Source organism: Streptomyces sp. MUSC 14, assembly GCF_001866675.1.
GTDB lineage: Bacteria > Actinomycetota > Actinomycetes > Streptomycetales > Streptomycetaceae > Streptomyces.
Genome location: NZ_MLYN01000049.1, coordinates 22,842 through 37,382 on the forward strand (window position 1 = coordinate 22,842; position 14,541 = coordinate 37,382).

Here is a 14,541-nt window from a genome sequence, read left to right on the forward strand (position 1 = left end):
GGGGTCAGTCCCAGGAGAAGGTCCAGGTGTGGCCGCCGGCCAGGCCCTTGGCGTACTCCCGCAGGCCGCCTCGGCCGCCCTCGGCGAGGTCGGGGCAGAAGGCGAAGTGCTCGGCGGCGAGGGTCTCCGCGTCGGCGTCCGTGGCGGGCGGGGCCGCGACGGACACGACCAGGACGTCGAGGCCGAGCCCCACCACCCGTATCCCGAAGCGATCCTCCCACGAGCGCAGGACCGCGCACGGCCGGGCCACGTCATCGTCATGGTACTGCGGCCCGGTCCAGCCGATCGCCGCCGGTATGTCGGCGGAGCGGCGGGCCGGGACCAGGGCGAGATGTGCCTCCTTGAACCGTTCGGACGCCTTGTCCGTCAGCGCGTCCGCCACCCGGGCCGCGCGCGTGTCGGGGTCGGCGGTCGGGGCCGGCGCGGGCGCGAGCCCCGGCCAGTCGGCCCCGAACGGCTCGAGCCGCCCGCCGGCCTCCTCCTCGGCCCAGTCCTCCCAGTACTCCGCGAGGACGTCCTCGGCGTCGTGGTCGCCCGGATACGAGGTCTCGCCGGGCAGCAGCCCCCAGTTCCCCGGGCCGCCCGGCTCGGGGCCGCCCAGGTCCACGAGCACGGGCAGCAGACCGACGCGGGCGCCGGGCACGCCCAGGGCCTTCCAGGTGCCGGGCGCGGCCGGCTTCTCCGCGTGCCACAACAGGGGTTCGTGCCAGGGGCCTTCGTCGGTCGCGTCGACCAGCCGGCCCGGAGGCAGCCGCAGCCCCAGCGAACGGCCGCTGGGGTCGAGGGCCAGCCGGGGCAGAGGGTTCGGAAGAGTCGCCATGAGGGTGACTGTAGGGTGCGGCACTGACAATCCTGTTGGCGGACCGAGCCGATGAACCACCTGCTCCGGCAGCCCCTCTTAGCAGGTGGTGCGGTGACGGGAAGGACGGAAGCGGAACGTGCGGTTCGGGCGTAACCCGGTGCGGTGGCACATCGTCCTGCTCACCTTGTGGACGATTCTCTGGTTCTTGGTGGCCGAACGCCATGCGCCCGTGTCCTGGCACTACCTGAGAACCGGCCAGCAACTGCTCTTCAACCAGCAAGCCGGCGGCGGGCTGGCCCTCTACGCCAACCACCCCGAACTCCAGATCGGCCCGGTCAGCTTCCTGGTCGCCGGACTCTTCGCACCCTTCCCGCTCGCCGTCGGCGAGAAACTCGCCGACGCGTTCATGTCCGGCCTGGGCCTCTACATGCTGGTCCTGATCGGCCGGGCCGCCGCCGACTACAACCGGGGCACGGGCCTCAACCACAAACGCCTGCAACAACGCGTCCTGATAGCGGGTGCCGCCTTCATCCCGATGTGGGTGGAGGTCTCGGTCCGCTTCGCCCATCTCGACGACGTCCTGGCCCTGTTCTTCACGACGCTCGCGGTCCGCGCGCTGGTACGCGGAAACGCCACGGCGGTGGGCGTCTTCCTGGCCCTGGCGGTCGACTCGAAACCGTGGGCGGTGGGCTTCCTGCCGCTCCTGCTGGCCCTGCCGCGCGGGGTCCGCCTGCGCGCGGCGGCCTGGGCCTTCGGCCTGGTGGCGGTGGCCTGGCTGCCCTTCTACCTGAGCCACCTGGACACCTTCGCGGCGGCCCGCTTCGCCATCCCCAACCAGCCGGCGTCCGCCCTGCGCTGGTTCGGTGTGAACGACCCCGCGACACCGCCGTGGGACCGCCCCGCCCAGATGGCCCTGGGCCTGGCCCTCGGCGCACTGGCCGTACGCCGGGGCCGCTGGCCGGCGGTCGTCTTCCTCGCCGCCGACGCGCGCATCATGCTGGACCCGAGCGTGTACACGTACTACAACGCCTCGGTCCTCCTGGGCACGCTCATCTGGGACTCGATCGGCCAGCGCCGCCTGGTCCCCTGGGTCAGCTGGATCGCCCTGATCGCGCTCTACGGCAGCGTCCTGGTGATCCCCTCGGACTCCACCCAGGGCCTCATCCGGCTGGCCTTCTGCATCGCCTCGGCGGCGTACGTCCTGCTGTGGCCGCAGCGCACGCCACGGGGGCGGCGGGGCGGCCGCCGGCCCCGCGGCCCGGCGCCGGTCCCCGGCCAGGGCGGCGGAAACGAGATGCGGGACCGGCCGGTGGGCGGGGCCGTGCACTGACTGCCGTACGGTGCCGTCAGACGAGGGTCGTGATGCAGAACGGATGCCCCGCCGGGTCCAGCAGCACCCGCCAGCGCTCCGGCTGCGGCTGGAACTCCGGCTTCGTGGCGCCCAGTTCGAGCACGTGCTGCTCGGCGCTGTCCAGATCGTCCACACCCAGCTCGATGTGTGCCTGTTTCCCCTGCGCCGGGTCCGGCCAGGTCGGCGGGCGGTAGTCGGCGACGCGGGTGAAACCGAGTCCGGCCGCGCCCTCCTTGCCGAGGAAGAAGAAGTCGTCCGTGGAGAACAGGGTCGGGTAGCCGAGCAACTCACCGTAGAAGCGGGCGAGTTCGGCCGGGTCGGCGCAGTCGAAGGTGACGGCGGCGTAGCGGAACGCGGGTGCGGGAGTGGTGTCTGTGCTCATGCGGGAGACGGTAGGACACGACCAGGACAGTTACGGTCCTGGTCACGCACGGCCGTGTGCGAGACTTCGGCCGTGATCGCCGCGTCCGCCCGCCTGCTGCGGCTGCTGCCGCTCCTGTCCTCCCGCCCGTCGTGGACGTGTGCCGAACTGGCCGAGCGCATGGAGGTCACCGACCGCACGGTCCGCCGGGACGTGGCGCGGCTCCGGGAACTCGGCTACACGGTGGACTCCGAGGCCGGCCCCTGGGGCGGATACCGCCTGCGCGCCGGGTCCCAGGTCCCCCCGCTGATCCTCGACGACGAGGAGGCGCTGGCCGTGGCGGTGGGGCTGGGCGAGGCCGCGCTGGGCGGCGACCAGGCGGCCCTGTCCGCCATGCTGAAGCTGCGCCAGGTCCTGCCGCGCAGGGTCGCGGACCGCCTCGGCGACCTGGACGACGCCTTCGTACGCCTGCCGGGTACGGACGCGCCCCGGCTCCGCCCCGGCCTGCTGCTGGAGCTGGCGGCGGCGTGCCGGCGCGGGGAGCGCGCCCGGCTGTCGTACACGGACGGGGAGGGCCGCTCGACCGTCCGGGAGATCGATCCCTACCGCCTGGTCCACACCGGCCGGCTCTGGTACTTCGTCGCGCGGGACGTCGCCCGGGACCAGTGGCGCACCTTCCGCGCCGACCGCGTCGACCGCCTCCAGCCCACCGGCCGGCCGGCCGACCTCACCGACGCGCCCGATCCGGCCCACCTGGTCTCCCGCAACATCGCCACCGGCCCCTACCCGCTGACGGCGACCGTCCGCCTCCCGCTCCCGCTGCGCGGCGCACTACGGCTCGTCCCCGCCACGATCGGCACCCACCACCCCGACGGCCCCGACGCCACGACCGTCGAGATCGGCGGTCCGGACCCGGACGGCCTCGCCCGCTACCTCCTGAGCCTGGGAACGCCGCTGCGGGTCCTCGCGCCGGACTCGGTACGGGAGGCGCTGGCGCGGCGGACGCGGGAACTCCTCGATGCCCAGGGGTGAGGCGCCGATACAGCCATCGCGTCCGCGTTGATGCGTCAGAGCTTCTCCGGCGTCCTGATGCCCAGCAGGGCCATTCCCCGGTGCAGGGTGCGGGCCGTCAGGTCGCAGAGGAAGAGGCGGTTCTCGACCTGCTGCGGGGTGTCGGCCTTCAGGACCGGGCACTTGTCGTAGAAGGAGGTGTAGAGGGACGCCAGCTGGTACAGGTACGCCGCCAGCTTGTGCGGGGCGTACTCCGCCGCCGCCTCGAAGACCGTGTCACCGAACGCGTCCAGGTGCAGGCCCAACGCCCGCTCCGCCGCGTGCAGTTCCAGCTCCGGGTGGGCGGCGGGCCGTACCTCTCCCGCCTTGCGCAGGATCGAGCGGATACGGGCGTACGCGTACTGGAGGTAGACGGAGGTGTCGCCGTTCAGCGAGACCATCTGGTCCAGGTCGAACTTGTAGTCCCGGTTCGGCGACGTCGACAGGTCCGCGTACTTCACGGCGCCGATGCCGACCTGCTGCGCCCGCTCCTGGATCTCGTCCTCGGTGAGGTCCTGGGCCTTCTCCCGCACGACCTCGGCGGCCCGCTGCACCGCCTCGTCCAGCAGGTCCTCCAGCCGTACGGTCTCGCCCGCACGCGTCTTGAACGGCTTGCCGTCCGCGCCCAGCACCGTGCCGTAGCCCATGTTGTGCGCGGTGACGTCGTCGTTCAGCCAGCCCTGGCGGCGGGCCGCCTCGAAGACCATGCGGAAGTGCAGCGACTGCCGCACGTCGACCACGTACAGGATGGTGCTCGCGTGCAGGTCGAAGACGCGGTTGCGGATCGCGGAGAGGTCGGAGGCCGCGTACCCGAAGCCGCCGTCCGCCTTCTGCACGATCAGCGGCACCGGCTGGTCGTCCTTGCCGCGGATGTCGTCGAAGAAGACGACGAGCGCGCCCTCCGAGCGGACCGCGACGCCCGACTCCTCCAGGAGCCGCGCCGTCTCGGCCATCATGTCGTTGTACGCGGACTCGCCGACGATCTCCTCGTCACGGATCTCCATGTCCAGCTTCTCGAAGACCGAGTTGAAGTAGACCTTCGACTCGTCCACGAACTGCTGCCACAGCTCCAGCGTCTCCTTGTCGCCGGACTGCAGCGCGACGACCCGCCTGCGCGCCCGCTCCTTGAACGCCTCGTCCGCGTCGAAGACCGCGCGCGAGGCCTTGTAGACCCGGTTCAGGTTGGACATGGCCTGCTCGCCGTCGACGTCGGCCGCGGGGGCCAGCTCGCCGGGGTTCTCGAACAGGTACTGGATGAGCATGCCGAACTGCGTGCCCCAGTCGCCGATGTGGTGCCGGCCGATCGTCTTCTCGCCGGTGAAGTCCAGCATGCCGCGCAGGGCGTCGCCGATCACCGCGGAGCGCAGGTGGCCGACGTGCATCTCCTTCGCCACGTTCGGCTGCGCGTAGTCGACCACCGTCGTGCCCGGGTGCGCGGCGAGCGGCACGCCGAGGCGGCCCGTGTCGTCCGCGTACCGCGCGGCCAGGTTCGCGGTGATCGCGCGGTCCGCCAGCGTGATGTTCAGGAAGCCGGGGCCCGAGACCTCGACGTCCTTGATCAGCTCGTCGCCGGTCACCACCCGGCCGACGACCGTCGTCGCCAGCTCCCGCGGGTTCGCCTTCGCCTTCTTGGCCAGGGCCAGGATCCCGTTGGCCTGGAAGTCGGCCCGGTCGCTACGTCGCAGCAGCGGGTCCGCTCCGGCGGCCTCCGGCAGGGTGGCCGAGAGCGCGGACGCGAGGTGCTGCTGGACGGAATCGCTGAGGGACGTGACCGAGGCCATAGGAGTGGGTGCCGTTCTCCTCGTGGGGATGGATAGACCCAGTCAGTATCCCACGGAGGGTAAAGGGGTTTTCGCGCGCGCGAGCGGGTCTGTGAGAATGAGAAGGTCACCCCGATCAGATGGAGTGCCTCCCCGTTCCAGAAAGAAGGACGTGCCGATCGTGGCTCAGAGCAGCACCGAGACCGCCGACTGGGTCTCCCGTTTCGCGGATGACGTCATCGAGGAGTCGGAGCGCCGGGCCCCCGGGAAACCGGTCGTCGTCGCGTCCGGCCTGTCCCCCTCCGGGCCCATCCACCTCGGCAATCTCCGCGAGGTCATGACCCCGCACCTGGTCGCCGACGAGATCCGCCGCCGTGGGTACCAGGTCCGGCACCTGATCTCCTGGGACGACTTCGACCGCTACCGCAAGGTCCCGGCCGGCATCGCGGGCGTCGACGACTCCTGGGCCGAGCACATCGGCAAGCCGCTGACCTCGGTCCCGGCGCCGAAGGGCTCGTCGTACCCGAACTGGGCCGAGCACTTCAAGGCCGCGATGACCGCCTCGCTCGCCGAGCTGGGCGTCGAGTTCGACGGGATCAGCCAGACCGCGCAGTACACCTCCGGTGTCTACCGCGAGCAGGTCCTGCACGCCATGAAGCACCGCGCCGACATCGACGCGGTCCTCGCCCAGTACCGCACCAAGCCGAAGACCGGCAAGAAGCCCCAGCAGAAGGCCGTGGACGAGGCCGAGCTGGAGGCCGAGGAGGGCTCGGGCGCGGCGAGCGAGGACGACGGCTCGTCCGGCTCCGCCGGGTACTTCCCGTACAAGCCGTACTGCGGCAACTGCGAGAAGGACCTGACGACCGTCACGTCGTACGACGACGAGACCACCGAGCTGGCCTACACCTGCACCGCCTGCGGCTTCACCGAGACCGTCCGGCTCAGCGAGTTCAGCCGCGGCAAGCTGGTCTGGAAGGTCGACTGGCCGATGCGCTGGGCCTACGAGGGCGTGATCTTCGAGCCGAGCGGTGTCGACCACTCGTCGCCGGGGTCGTCGTTCCAGGTGGGCGGCCAGATCGTCGGGATCTTCGGCGGCAAGCAGCCCATCGGCCCGATGTACGCGTTCGTCGGCATCAGCGGCATGGCGAAGATGTCCTCGTCCCGCGGCGGCGTGCCCACCCCGGGCGACGCGCTGAAGATCATGGAGCCGCAGATCCTGCGCTGGCTCTACGCCCGCCGCCGCCCCAACCAGTCCTTCAAGATCGCCTTCGACCAGGAGATCCAGCGGCTCTACGACGAGTGGGACAAGCTGGCCGGGAAGGTGGCCGACGGCTCCGCGCTGCCGGCCGACGTCGCCGCGTACACGCGTGCCGTGGGCACGGCCGCCGGCGAGCTGCCGAAGACCACCCGCCCGCTGCCGTACCGCACGCTCGCGTCCGTCGCCGACATCACCGCCGGACACGAGGACCAGGCCCTGCGCATCCTCTCCGAGCTGGACCCGGAGCAGCCGCTGGCCGCCCTGGACGAGGCCCGGCCGCGCTACGACAAGGCCGAGGCCTGGATCAACACGCACGTCCCCGCCGACCAGCGGACCATCGTGCGCGAGGAGCCGGACGCCGAACTGCTGAAGTCCCTCGACGAGGCCTCCCAGCAGTCCGTACGCCTGCTGCTCGACGGCCTCGCCGAGCACTGGTCCCTCGACGGGCTGACCCACCTCGTCTACGGCGTCCCCAAGGTGCAGGCCGGCTTCTCCGCCGACGCCACGCCCAAGGAACTGCCGCCGGAGATCAAGACCGCCCAGCGGACCTTCTTCGCCCTGCTCTACCACCTGCTCGTCGGCCGCGACACCGGCCCGCGCCTGCCCACGCTGCTGCTCGCGGTGGGGCAGGAGCGGGTGCGTCGCCTGCTCGGCGCGTAGGGGTCCGGCACGTAAGGCCGGATCAGTAAACGGGTAAGGAAAAAGGGGGCCCTCCGGAAGGAGGGCCCCCTTTTTTCCGATGCCGATTTTCCGTCGCCGGTTTCGCAGCCGGTTATGCGATGTGGTCCTCTTCCAGTTCCGCGGTGTGGCGGTTGGTGAAGCGATTGACCATCCGGTTGGCGTCGTTCGCCGCGAGCGTGATGCCGAAGGTGGCCTCCACGTCGTCCTTGAACTGGGCGCCGGTCGGGTAACTGCCGTCGATGGACTTGCGGAAGACCAGGTAGAAGTCCTCCTCCGTCGGCTGCGGTTCCGGTATGCCGCCGCCGTCACCCAGCTCACGCGTACGGTTCGGGCCCACCGGGATGGGGAAGCTGCCCGTCTCCTCCGGAGAAGGCTGCTGGAAGTCCTCCGGCTGCTGCTCCTCGTACCACTCCCCGTACTCCTCCTCCGGCACGTACCGGGGCTCGGGCGCCGGGGCGTACGCGGGGTCGTAGCCGCCGTGGTACTCGGCCTGCTGCTGCGCCTGGAACCAGGGACTCTGGTCGTCCGCCTCCGCGGGGGGTTCGGCGCGCTGTTCGCTGCGAGGCACCGCCTGCTGCGGGACGGGCGCCGGCCCGGTGGGGCGTTCGGCCGGGGCCACGGCCGACGCCGGCAACTGCGGCTGCTGCGGCACCGGAGGCAGCAGTACCGGCTCGATGCCCGCCGCGGCCAGGCCCGCCGGAGCCGTCTCCGTCAGCGGCACGCCGTACCGCGCCAGCCGCAGCGGCATCAGCGACTCCACCGGAGCCTTCCTGCGCCATGCGCGGCCGAAGCGGGAGTGGAGGCGGGCCTGGTAGACGAGACGCTCCTGCTCCAGCTTGATCACCTGGTCGTAGGAGCGCAGCTCCCACAGCTTCATACGGCGCCACAGCAGGAACGTCGGCACCGGAGACAGCAGCCAGCGGGTGATCCGCACGCCCTCCATGTGCTTGTCGGCCGTGATGTCCGCGATCCGGCCGACCGCGTGCCGGGCCGCCTCGACCGCGACCACGAACAGGATCGGGATCACCGCGTGCATCCCCACGCCCAGCGGATCCGGCCAGGCGGCCGCGCCGTTGAACGCGATCGTCGCCGCCGTCAGCAGCCACGCCGTCTGCCGCAGCAGCGGGAAGGGGATGCGTATCCAGGTCAGCAGCAGATCCAGGGCCAGCAGGACACAGATGCCCGCGTCGATGCCGACCGGGAACACGTACGAGAAGTTCCCGAAGCCCTTCTTGATGGCCAGCTCACGGACCGCCGCGTACGAGCCGGCGAAACCGATGCCGGCGATGATCAGGGCGCCGGACACCACCACGCCGATGAGTATGCGGTGCAATCGAGTCAGCTGCGGTGGCGCGGCCACGCGTACTCCCCTCCCCTTGCCTGTTGTTGCGCGCAACAGGGTGGCACACGCGTACGGAGAACGTGGCACCGGTCGGGGGATCCGCCACTCCCCGGCCTGCCGTCACCGGCCGGAGAAAACGGGCGAAACGGGCCGGTGATCAGCCCTTCTTGTCCGCCGACTTGGACGGGGACGCGCTCGAAGAGGGCGACGCGGACGGGGACTTGGCAGCCGAACCCGACGCCGACGCGGACGCCGAGGCCGAGGACGACGACGAACCGGACGCCGAGCCGCCGTTGGCCTTCGTGACCGACGCGACCGCCTCCTTGACCGCCTTCGTCGCCGCCTGCGTCAGGTCGTCCGCGTCCGGAGTCTTGTCGCCCGCGAGACCGGCGCCGTTGTAGTCGAGCGTGACCACCACGTTCTCGACCCGGGCCACCACCGTCTGCTGCTTGAAGAGGCCTTCCTTCTTGCTCAGGTCGTAGCGCACCGCCGTCGCCTCCGAACCCGTGCCGGACAGCGGCACCTCCTTGGTGTTCTTCGCGCCGTCCACCCCCTCCGCGTCCTTCACCTGCTGCGCGAAGTACGTGTGCGCCTGCGCCTCACCGGTGCCGCGCGTCGTGTCCGAGTCGAAGCGCAGCAGCGACACGTTCAGCCAGCGGAACTGCGAGCCCTTCACACCGTTGTTGTCCAGGCTGCTCCACGAGCAGGACGAACGCGACGACGCATCGTCCGAACCGCCCTTCTTGCCCGAGGTGCCCTTCGGCACCAGATCCGACAGCGTGCCCTTCGACAGCACACCGCACGGGTCCGGAAGATTCTTGTACGCCGCCGCCTGCACCGTCGGGGACGCGCTCGCCGACGACGAACCCGACGCGTCCGCCGACTGCTTCGCGCTGCTGTCGCCGCCCTTGCTCTTCGCGTCGCCCGAGCCCGACGAACAGGCGGCGGTGATCAGCACCGCGGGAACGGCTGCCGCGCAGACAAGCGCACGGCTCAGGCGCTTGCCACGCCTCACTTGCTGGGCACGGTCGTCTCGCTGCACTGCTCGCTGCATGGTTCCTTCACTACGCTCGGTGTTCGTGCGGGTTCCTGCGGGGCCACCGTACGCGGTGAAGGAGCTGTGCGGTTCGTGTTCACGTTCTTTGCGAGCGAGGGAACGAGAGGCGCAGGGAGACGTCAGCCGCCCAGCGCGTCGTCCAGCTTGGAAGCCAGATTACGGGCCCTGTCCTGCATTTCCTTGCTGTCCGGGACCGCCCCCATCGCCATCGGCTGCTCCTCGTACACGAGCGTGACAAGGACGTTGGACGTGCGGAACACCACAGTCACCGTCCGCTGCTGAGCCGTCGAACCGGACGACGCGAGCTGGTCGTCCAGATACGCCTCGTCACCGAGATCGGTCAGCACCCGCGGCTGGAGATCGGCCGGAGTGCCGGAGGGCGACGGCGAGCCGGACACCGAGCCGGAAGCCGAACCGGACGGAGAAACCGAGGGGGAGCCGCTCGGCGACCCCGACGGGGAGGCGGAGGGGGAGGCCCCGGCCGACGGAGAGGTGCTCGGCTCCGGCAGATCGGCGGCCGACTCCTTGTCCCCGAACAGCTTCTTCGCCTGGTCGTCGTCGCTGACCGCGTTGTCGTACGACACCACGCGCTCGAAGTCGACCGACAGCCGGTCGGTGGCGTCGCCGGAGTCCACCTTCCAGTGACAGCCGACCTTGCGATCGGTGTCGTAGGTCAGCTCCGCGTCGCCCTGGTAGGCCTTGTCCCGCTGGTCGGGGTCGGTGATCTCCTTGATGCCCGGCAGCAGGCTGTCGAGCGAGTCGTGACCGACCGCGCCGCACGGTTCGGGCAGCGTGCGGTACTTGCCCGGCTGCGCCGCGACCGTCGTCGTGCCCGCGTCGCCCGGGTTCGCGTTGTCCGTCGTGCCGCTGCCGCCGGAGCCGCTCGTGCAGCCGGCCAGCAGGGCCGCGAGGAGGGCGGCTGCGCCGGGTACGTACGCCTTCCGCTGCACGGTCGGGCTCCTCTCGGATGGGTGTGCGCTCGCTTGCTGCTCCAGTGTCCCCGCTGGTTAATCGCTTGCCGCAGCGGGGCGCCCCCTGGAGACAATGTGTATCGCACGCACTGCCGCGCCCGCCGGTCCCCTGTCGCATTTCGCCGACCATGGCGCCGTTTTTGCGCTTTATCGTTTTTGTCGCTTCTAAGTCTTTTGCTATCGCCCACGGGGGAATGAGGAACGTATGTCGTACGTGGAGATACCGGGCGCGAAGGTCCCGATCCGGATGTGGACGGACCCCGCGACGGTGGAGGACGTGGCCCTGCGCCAGCTCCAGAACGTGGCGACCCTGCCGTGGATCAAGGGCCTGGCCGTGATGCCGGACGTGCACTACGGCAAGGGCGCGACGGTCGGCTCGGTCATCGCGATGGGCAGCGCGGTGTGCCCGGCGGCGGTCGGAGTGGACATCGGCTGCGGAATGTCCGCGGTGAAGACCTCGCTGACCGCCAACGACCTGCCGGGCGACCTGTCGCGCCTGCGGTCGAAGGTCGAGCAGGCGATTCCGGTGGGGCGGGGGATGCATGAGGATCCGGTGGGGCCGGGGGACTTCCACGCTCTGGCGACCGCCGGGTGGGACGACTTCTGGGGGCGGTTCGAGGGGGTCGCGGAAGCGGTCAAGTTCCGTCAGGAACGCGCCTCGAAGCAGATGGGAACGCTCGGAAGCGGCAACCACTTCATCGAGATCTGCACGGATACGACCGGCGCGGTGTGGCTCATGCTGCACTCCGGTTCCCGGAACATCGGCAAGGAACTCGCCGAGCACCACATCGGCGTGGCCCAGAAGCTGCCGCACAACCAGGGCCTGGTCGACCGCGATCTCGCGGTCTTCGTCTCGGACACCCCGCAGATGGCGGCCTACCGCAACGACCTGTTCTGGGCGCAGGAGTACGCCAAGCACAACCGCACGCTCATGATGGCGCTCCTGAAGGACGTGATCCGCAAGGAGTTCAAGAAGGCCAAGCCGACCTTCGAGCCGGAGATCTCCTGTCACCACAACTATGTCGCTGAGGAGCGGTACGAGGGCATGGACCTGCTCGTCACCCGCAAGGGAGCGATCCGGGCCGGCTCCGGCGAGTACGGGATCATCCCGGGCTCGATGGGCACGGGCTCGTACATCGTGAAGGGCCTCGGCAACGAGAAGGCCTTCAACTCGGCCTCGCACGGCGCGGGTCGGCGCATGAGCCGGAACGCGGCGAAGAAGCGCTTCTCCACGAAGGACCTGGAGGAGCAGACCCGGGGCGTGGAGTGCCGCAAGGACTCCGGTGTCGTGGACGAGATCCCGGGCGCCTACAAGTCGATCGACCAGGTCATCGACCAGCAGCGGGACTTGGTCGAGGTCGTGGCGAAGCTGAAGCAGGTGGTGTGCGTGAAGGGCTGAGGCCCCTCACGCCCGCTCACCCTGTGCGGCTACTTCCCGTGCCGCACCGCGTAGATCATGACGAAGGCCACGATGTGGATCCCGAAGAGGAAGTAGCCCAGGAACCACCAGACCCGGCGTTCGTCCTTCTTCTCCTGGGCGAGGCGGCGTTGTTCCAGGGTTTTTTCGAGGGAGTCGAGGGCGTCGACGGGCTCGGGGGATTCGGTGCTCTCAGGCATCACAGTTCCCTGTGGACCTTGGTGTTGGAGGCCTGGGCGCGGGGGCGCAGGACCAGGAGGTCGACGTTGACGTGGCTGGGGCGGGTGACGGCCCAGGCGATCGTGTCGGCGACGTCGTCGGCCGTGAGGGGTTCGGCGACGCCCTCGTAGACCTTGGAGGCCTTCGCCGTGTCTCCGCCGAAGCGGGTCAGGGCGAACTCGTCGGTCTTGACCATGCCGGGGGCGATCTCGATGACGCGGACCGGGCGGCCGACGATCTCCAGGCGGAGGGTCTCGGCGAGGACGTGCTCGCCGTGCTTGGCGGCGACGTAGCCCCCGCCGCCCTCGTAGGTGCCGTGGCCGGCCGTGGAGGAGAGCACCACGATCGTGCCGTCGCCGCTCGCCTCCAGCTTCGGGAGCAGGGCCTGGGTGACGTGCAGGGTGCCGATGACGTTCGTCTCGTACATCGTGCGCCAGTGCTCCGGGTCGGCGGTGGCCACCGGGTCCGCGCCGAGGGCGCCGCCCGCGTTGTTGACCAGGACGGCGATCGAGGTGAAGGCGCTCGCGAACTCGTCCACCGCCGTGCGGTCCGTCACGTCCAGCGGGTACGCCGTCGCCGAGTGCCCCGCCTTCGTCAGCTCCTCGGCGAGCGCCTCGATGCGGTCCTTGCGGCGCGCGGTGAGGACGACGCGGTACCCGGCCTCGGCCAGCTGCCGGGCCGTGGCGGCTCCGATGCCGCCGCTCGCACCGGTGACGACGGCGATGCGGGACGCGGGGGCCGGGGCCATGGGCTGCTCCTGTGATCGTTCGGGTGGTCCGGTGGCGGTGCTCCGTCCAGCGTAGGTGAGGGTCAGCCGCCGTTCCGTGGGGCCCACATGATCACGGCCATGCCGGCCAGGCAGATGAGGGCGCCCGTGAGGTCGTAGCGGTCGGGGCGGTAGCCGTCGGCGACCATGCCCCACAGGATCGAGCCGGCCACGAAGATCCCGCCGTACGCGGCGAGGATGCGGCCGAAGTGGGCGTCGGGCTGGAACGTGGCGACGAAGCCGTACGCGCCGAGGGAGAGGACTCCGCCGGCCATCCACAGCCAGCCGCGGTGTTCGCGTACCCCCTGCCAGATCAGCCAGGCGCCGCCGATCTCGAAGAGCGCGGCGACGACGAACAGGGCGGCGGAGCGGAGGATCGGCATGCTTCTCAGCTTGTCATCCGCTTGTCACCTGTTGGAGGGCGCCTGGGCGGCGGCTGCGGTGGCATACATCCCCGTGACAGCCAGGGCGGCCGGAGTGCGAGGTGAGTGGCGTGCGGATGCGGGCTCGGGCAGTGGTGTCGGGGGCGTTGTCGGTTGTGGTGTGCGCCGGGGTGGTGCTGGTGTGCGGGGGTGCCGCTCCCGCTGCGGCTTCCGCTCCCGAGGCCGATCTGGCGTTCCACGGGGTGGCGCGGCTGGACGGGGGAGCGGTCGATCTGCGGCTGACCCCGTGGAACGGCGGGCCCGCCGCCGTGTCGGAGGCGACCGTGCGGCTGCGCTGGTCGGTGCCGCTGGCCGCGGCGCAGCAGTTGCCGGCCCGGTGTGTGCGGGAGGACGAGCGCACGCTTCTGTGCGGGACGGGTGCGGTGGCCGTGGACGCGGCGGGGGAGCTGCTGCGGGTGCCGGTGCGGCTGGCCGAGCGGTCGTCGGAGGTCACGCTGGAGGTCGAGACGGTGTGGGCGGGCGGCGCGGTGGACAGGGACGGGTCGAACGGCCGGCTGAAGGTCCTCGTGCTGGACACCGGGGACGCGTACACCTTCTGAGGTCCGGTTCCGCGGTCCGGGCGGCCTATGCCGGGTTCTCGGTGTCGTAGGTCTCGCGGGCCGCCCGTACGTCGTCGAAGTGGGTCTCCGCCCATGCCTTCACGGCGGTGAGGAGGCCGGCGAGGCTGCTGCCGAGCGGGGTGAGGGCGTAGTCGACGCGGACGGGGACGGACGGGGTGACGGTGCGGCTGACGATGCCGTCGCGTTCGAGGGTGCGCAGGGTCTGTGTGAGCATCTTGGGGCTGACGCCCGCGATCTTGCGGCCGAGGTCGCTGTAGCGCATGGGGCCGGGTGCCAGGGCGGCGACGACGAGGCTGACCCACTTGTCGCTGAGGCGGCCGAGGAGCTGGTTGGTGGGGCAGTCGCGCAGGAAGGCGTCGTAGTCGGCGCGGGCCTGTTCGCGTCGCTGGGCCGCGGTGATCGTCGGCATGTCGATCTCCTTCGGGTCGGATACGCACTCTCAGGTAACTACTTACCAATGGATAGTAGCTCTCCTACGGTTGGTGATGCGGCGGGAAAGTGCC

The 14,541-nt window shown here is 70.6% G+C and carries 15 protein-coding genes; 5 read left to right on the plus strand and 10 right to left on the minus strand.

What is annotated here, in order from left to right:
- Positions 1 to 4 precede the first annotated feature (4 nt).
- Entirely contained in the window at positions 5 to 820 is an 816-nt protein-coding gene (locus tag BIV25_RS29760) for a DUF4253 domain-containing protein (protein ID WP_071375551.1), read from the minus strand.
- Between the two features lie 118 nt (positions 821 to 938).
- Here BIV25_RS29760 and BIV25_RS29765 point away from each other — a divergent pair, with 118 nt between their 5' ends.
- Complete coding sequence (locus BIV25_RS29765) at positions 939 to 2,132, plus strand: hypothetical protein (RefSeq protein WP_256256221.1); 1,194 nt, start codon at positions 939 to 941, stop codon at positions 2,130 to 2,132.
- Between the two features lie 16 nt (positions 2,133 to 2,148).
- Here the strand turns inward: BIV25_RS29765 and BIV25_RS53325 are convergent, their stop codons facing one another.
- Positions 2,149 to 2,535, minus strand: coding sequence for a VOC family protein (locus BIV25_RS53325; RefSeq protein WP_071375552.1), 387 nt, complete (start codon positions 2,533 to 2,535; stop codon positions 2,149 to 2,151).
- 72 nt (positions 2,536 to 2,607) lie between these two features.
- Here BIV25_RS53325 and BIV25_RS29775 point away from each other — a divergent pair, with 72 nt between their 5' ends.
- Positions 2,608 to 3,546 (plus strand): YafY family protein, encoded by a 939-nt coding sequence (locus tag BIV25_RS29775; protein ID WP_071375614.1) that lies wholly within the window; start codon positions 2,608 to 2,610, stop codon positions 3,544 to 3,546.
- 35 nt (positions 3,547 to 3,581) lie between these two features.
- Here the strand turns inward: BIV25_RS29775 and argS are convergent, their stop codons facing one another.
- Positions 3,582 to 5,345, minus strand: coding sequence for an arginine--tRNA ligase (gene argS, locus BIV25_RS29780; protein WP_071375553.1), 1,764 nt, complete (start codon positions 5,343 to 5,345; stop codon positions 3,582 to 3,584).
- 151 nt (positions 5,346 to 5,496) lie between these two features.
- Here argS and lysS point away from each other — a divergent pair, with 151 nt between their 5' ends.
- Positions 5,497 to 7,242, plus strand: a complete 1,746-nt coding sequence (gene lysS / locus BIV25_RS29785) for a lysine--tRNA ligase (RefSeq protein WP_071375554.1) — start codon at positions 5,497 to 5,499, stop codon at positions 7,240 to 7,242.
- A gap of 112 nt (positions 7,243 to 7,354) precedes the next feature.
- Here lysS and BIV25_RS29790 read toward each other — a convergent pair whose 3' ends face one another.
- The 3 genes from BIV25_RS29790 to BIV25_RS29800 form a co-directional block, all read right to left on the minus strand.
- Complete coding sequence (locus tag BIV25_RS29790) at positions 7,355 to 8,623, minus strand: DUF2637 domain-containing protein (protein WP_107486397.1); 1,269 nt, start codon at positions 8,621 to 8,623, stop codon at positions 7,355 to 7,357.
- A gap of 139 nt (positions 8,624 to 8,762) precedes the next feature.
- Entirely contained in the window at positions 8,763 to 9,659 is an 897-nt protein-coding gene (locus BIV25_RS29795; RefSeq protein WP_177235468.1) for a DUF3558 family protein, read from the minus strand.
- Between the two features lie 122 nt (positions 9,660 to 9,781).
- Complete coding sequence (locus BIV25_RS29800; RefSeq protein WP_071375556.1) at positions 9,782 to 10,612, minus strand: hypothetical protein; 831 nt, start codon at positions 10,610 to 10,612, stop codon at positions 9,782 to 9,784.
- Between the two features lie 226 nt (positions 10,613 to 10,838).
- Here BIV25_RS29800 and BIV25_RS29805 point away from each other — a divergent pair, with 226 nt between their 5' ends.
- Positions 10,839 to 12,032 (plus strand): RtcB family protein, encoded by a 1,194-nt coding sequence (locus tag BIV25_RS29805; protein WP_071375557.1) that lies wholly within the window; start codon positions 10,839 to 10,841, stop codon positions 12,030 to 12,032.
- Between the two features lie 29 nt (positions 12,033 to 12,061).
- On the opposite strand, the gene BIV25_RS29810 is transcribed toward BIV25_RS29805, so the two are convergent.
- From BIV25_RS29810 to BIV25_RS29820, 3 genes are all read right to left on the minus strand, one after another.
- Positions 12,062 to 12,250, minus strand: a complete 189-nt coding sequence (locus BIV25_RS29810; RefSeq protein WP_071375558.1) for a hypothetical protein — start codon at positions 12,248 to 12,250, stop codon at positions 12,062 to 12,064.
- Positions 12,250 to 13,017, minus strand: a complete 768-nt coding sequence (locus tag BIV25_RS29815; RefSeq protein WP_071375559.1) for an SDR family NAD(P)-dependent oxidoreductase — start codon at positions 13,015 to 13,017, stop codon at positions 12,250 to 12,252. The genes BIV25_RS29810 and BIV25_RS29815 overlap by 1 nt, the downstream gene beginning before the upstream one ends.
- 62 nt (positions 13,018 to 13,079) lie before the next feature.
- Positions 13,080 to 13,418 (minus strand): YnfA family protein, encoded by a 339-nt coding sequence (locus BIV25_RS29820; protein WP_071375560.1) that lies wholly within the window; start codon positions 13,416 to 13,418, stop codon positions 13,080 to 13,082.
- A 116-nt stretch (positions 13,419 to 13,534) separates the two neighbouring features.
- Between BIV25_RS29820 and BIV25_RS29825 the strand changes: the two genes are divergently transcribed.
- Positions 13,535 to 14,017, plus strand: coding sequence for a hypothetical protein (locus tag BIV25_RS29825; RefSeq protein ID WP_071375616.1), 483 nt, complete (start codon positions 13,535 to 13,537; stop codon positions 14,015 to 14,017).
- Between the two features lie 25 nt (positions 14,018 to 14,042).
- Here BIV25_RS29825 and BIV25_RS29830 read toward each other — a convergent pair whose 3' ends face one another.
- Complete coding sequence (locus tag BIV25_RS29830; protein ID WP_071375561.1) at positions 14,043 to 14,447, minus strand: helix-turn-helix domain-containing protein; 405 nt, start codon at positions 14,445 to 14,447, stop codon at positions 14,043 to 14,045.
- Positions 14,448 to 14,541 lie beyond the last annotated feature (94 nt).

Excerpts from the sequence above, each read along its gene's own strand:
- BIV25_RS29805 (WP_071375557.1), top strand. The coding sequence starts at position 10,839 with ATGTCGTACGTGGAGATACCGGGCGCGAAGGTCCCGATCCGGATGTGG.
- BIV25_RS29820 (WP_071375560.1), bottom strand. The coding sequence starts at position 13,418 with ATGCCGATCCTCCGCTCCGCCGCCCTGTTCGTCGTCGCCGCGCTCTTC.
- argS (WP_071375553.1), bottom strand. The coding sequence starts at position 5,345 with ATGGCCTCGGTCACGTCCCTCAGCGATTCCGTCCAGCAGCACCTCGCG.
- BIV25_RS29795 (WP_177235468.1), bottom strand. The coding sequence starts at position 9,659 with ATGCAGCGAGCAGTGCAGCGAGACGACCGTGCCCAGCAAGTGAGGCGT.
- BIV25_RS29810 (WP_071375558.1), bottom strand. The coding sequence starts at position 12,250 with ATGCCTGAGAGCACCGAATCCCCCGAGCCCGTCGACGCCCTCGACTCC.
- BIV25_RS53325 (WP_071375552.1), bottom strand. The coding sequence starts at position 2,535 with ATGAGCACAGACACCACTCCCGCACCCGCGTTCCGCTACGCCGCCGTC.
- BIV25_RS29825 (WP_071375616.1), top strand. The coding sequence starts at position 13,535 with ATGCGGGCTCGGGCAGTGGTGTCGGGGGCGTTGTCGGTTGTGGTGTGC.
- BIV25_RS29830 (WP_071375561.1), bottom strand. The coding sequence starts at position 14,447 with ATGCCGACGATCACCGCGGCCCAGCGACGCGAACAGGCCCGCGCCGAC.
- BIV25_RS29815 (WP_071375559.1), bottom strand. The coding sequence starts at position 13,017 with ATGGCCCCGGCCCCCGCGTCCCGCATCGCCGTCGTCACCGGTGCGAGC.
- BIV25_RS29760 (WP_071375551.1), bottom strand. The coding sequence starts at position 820 with ATGGCGACTCTTCCGAACCCTCTGCCCCGGCTGGCCCTCGACCCCAGC.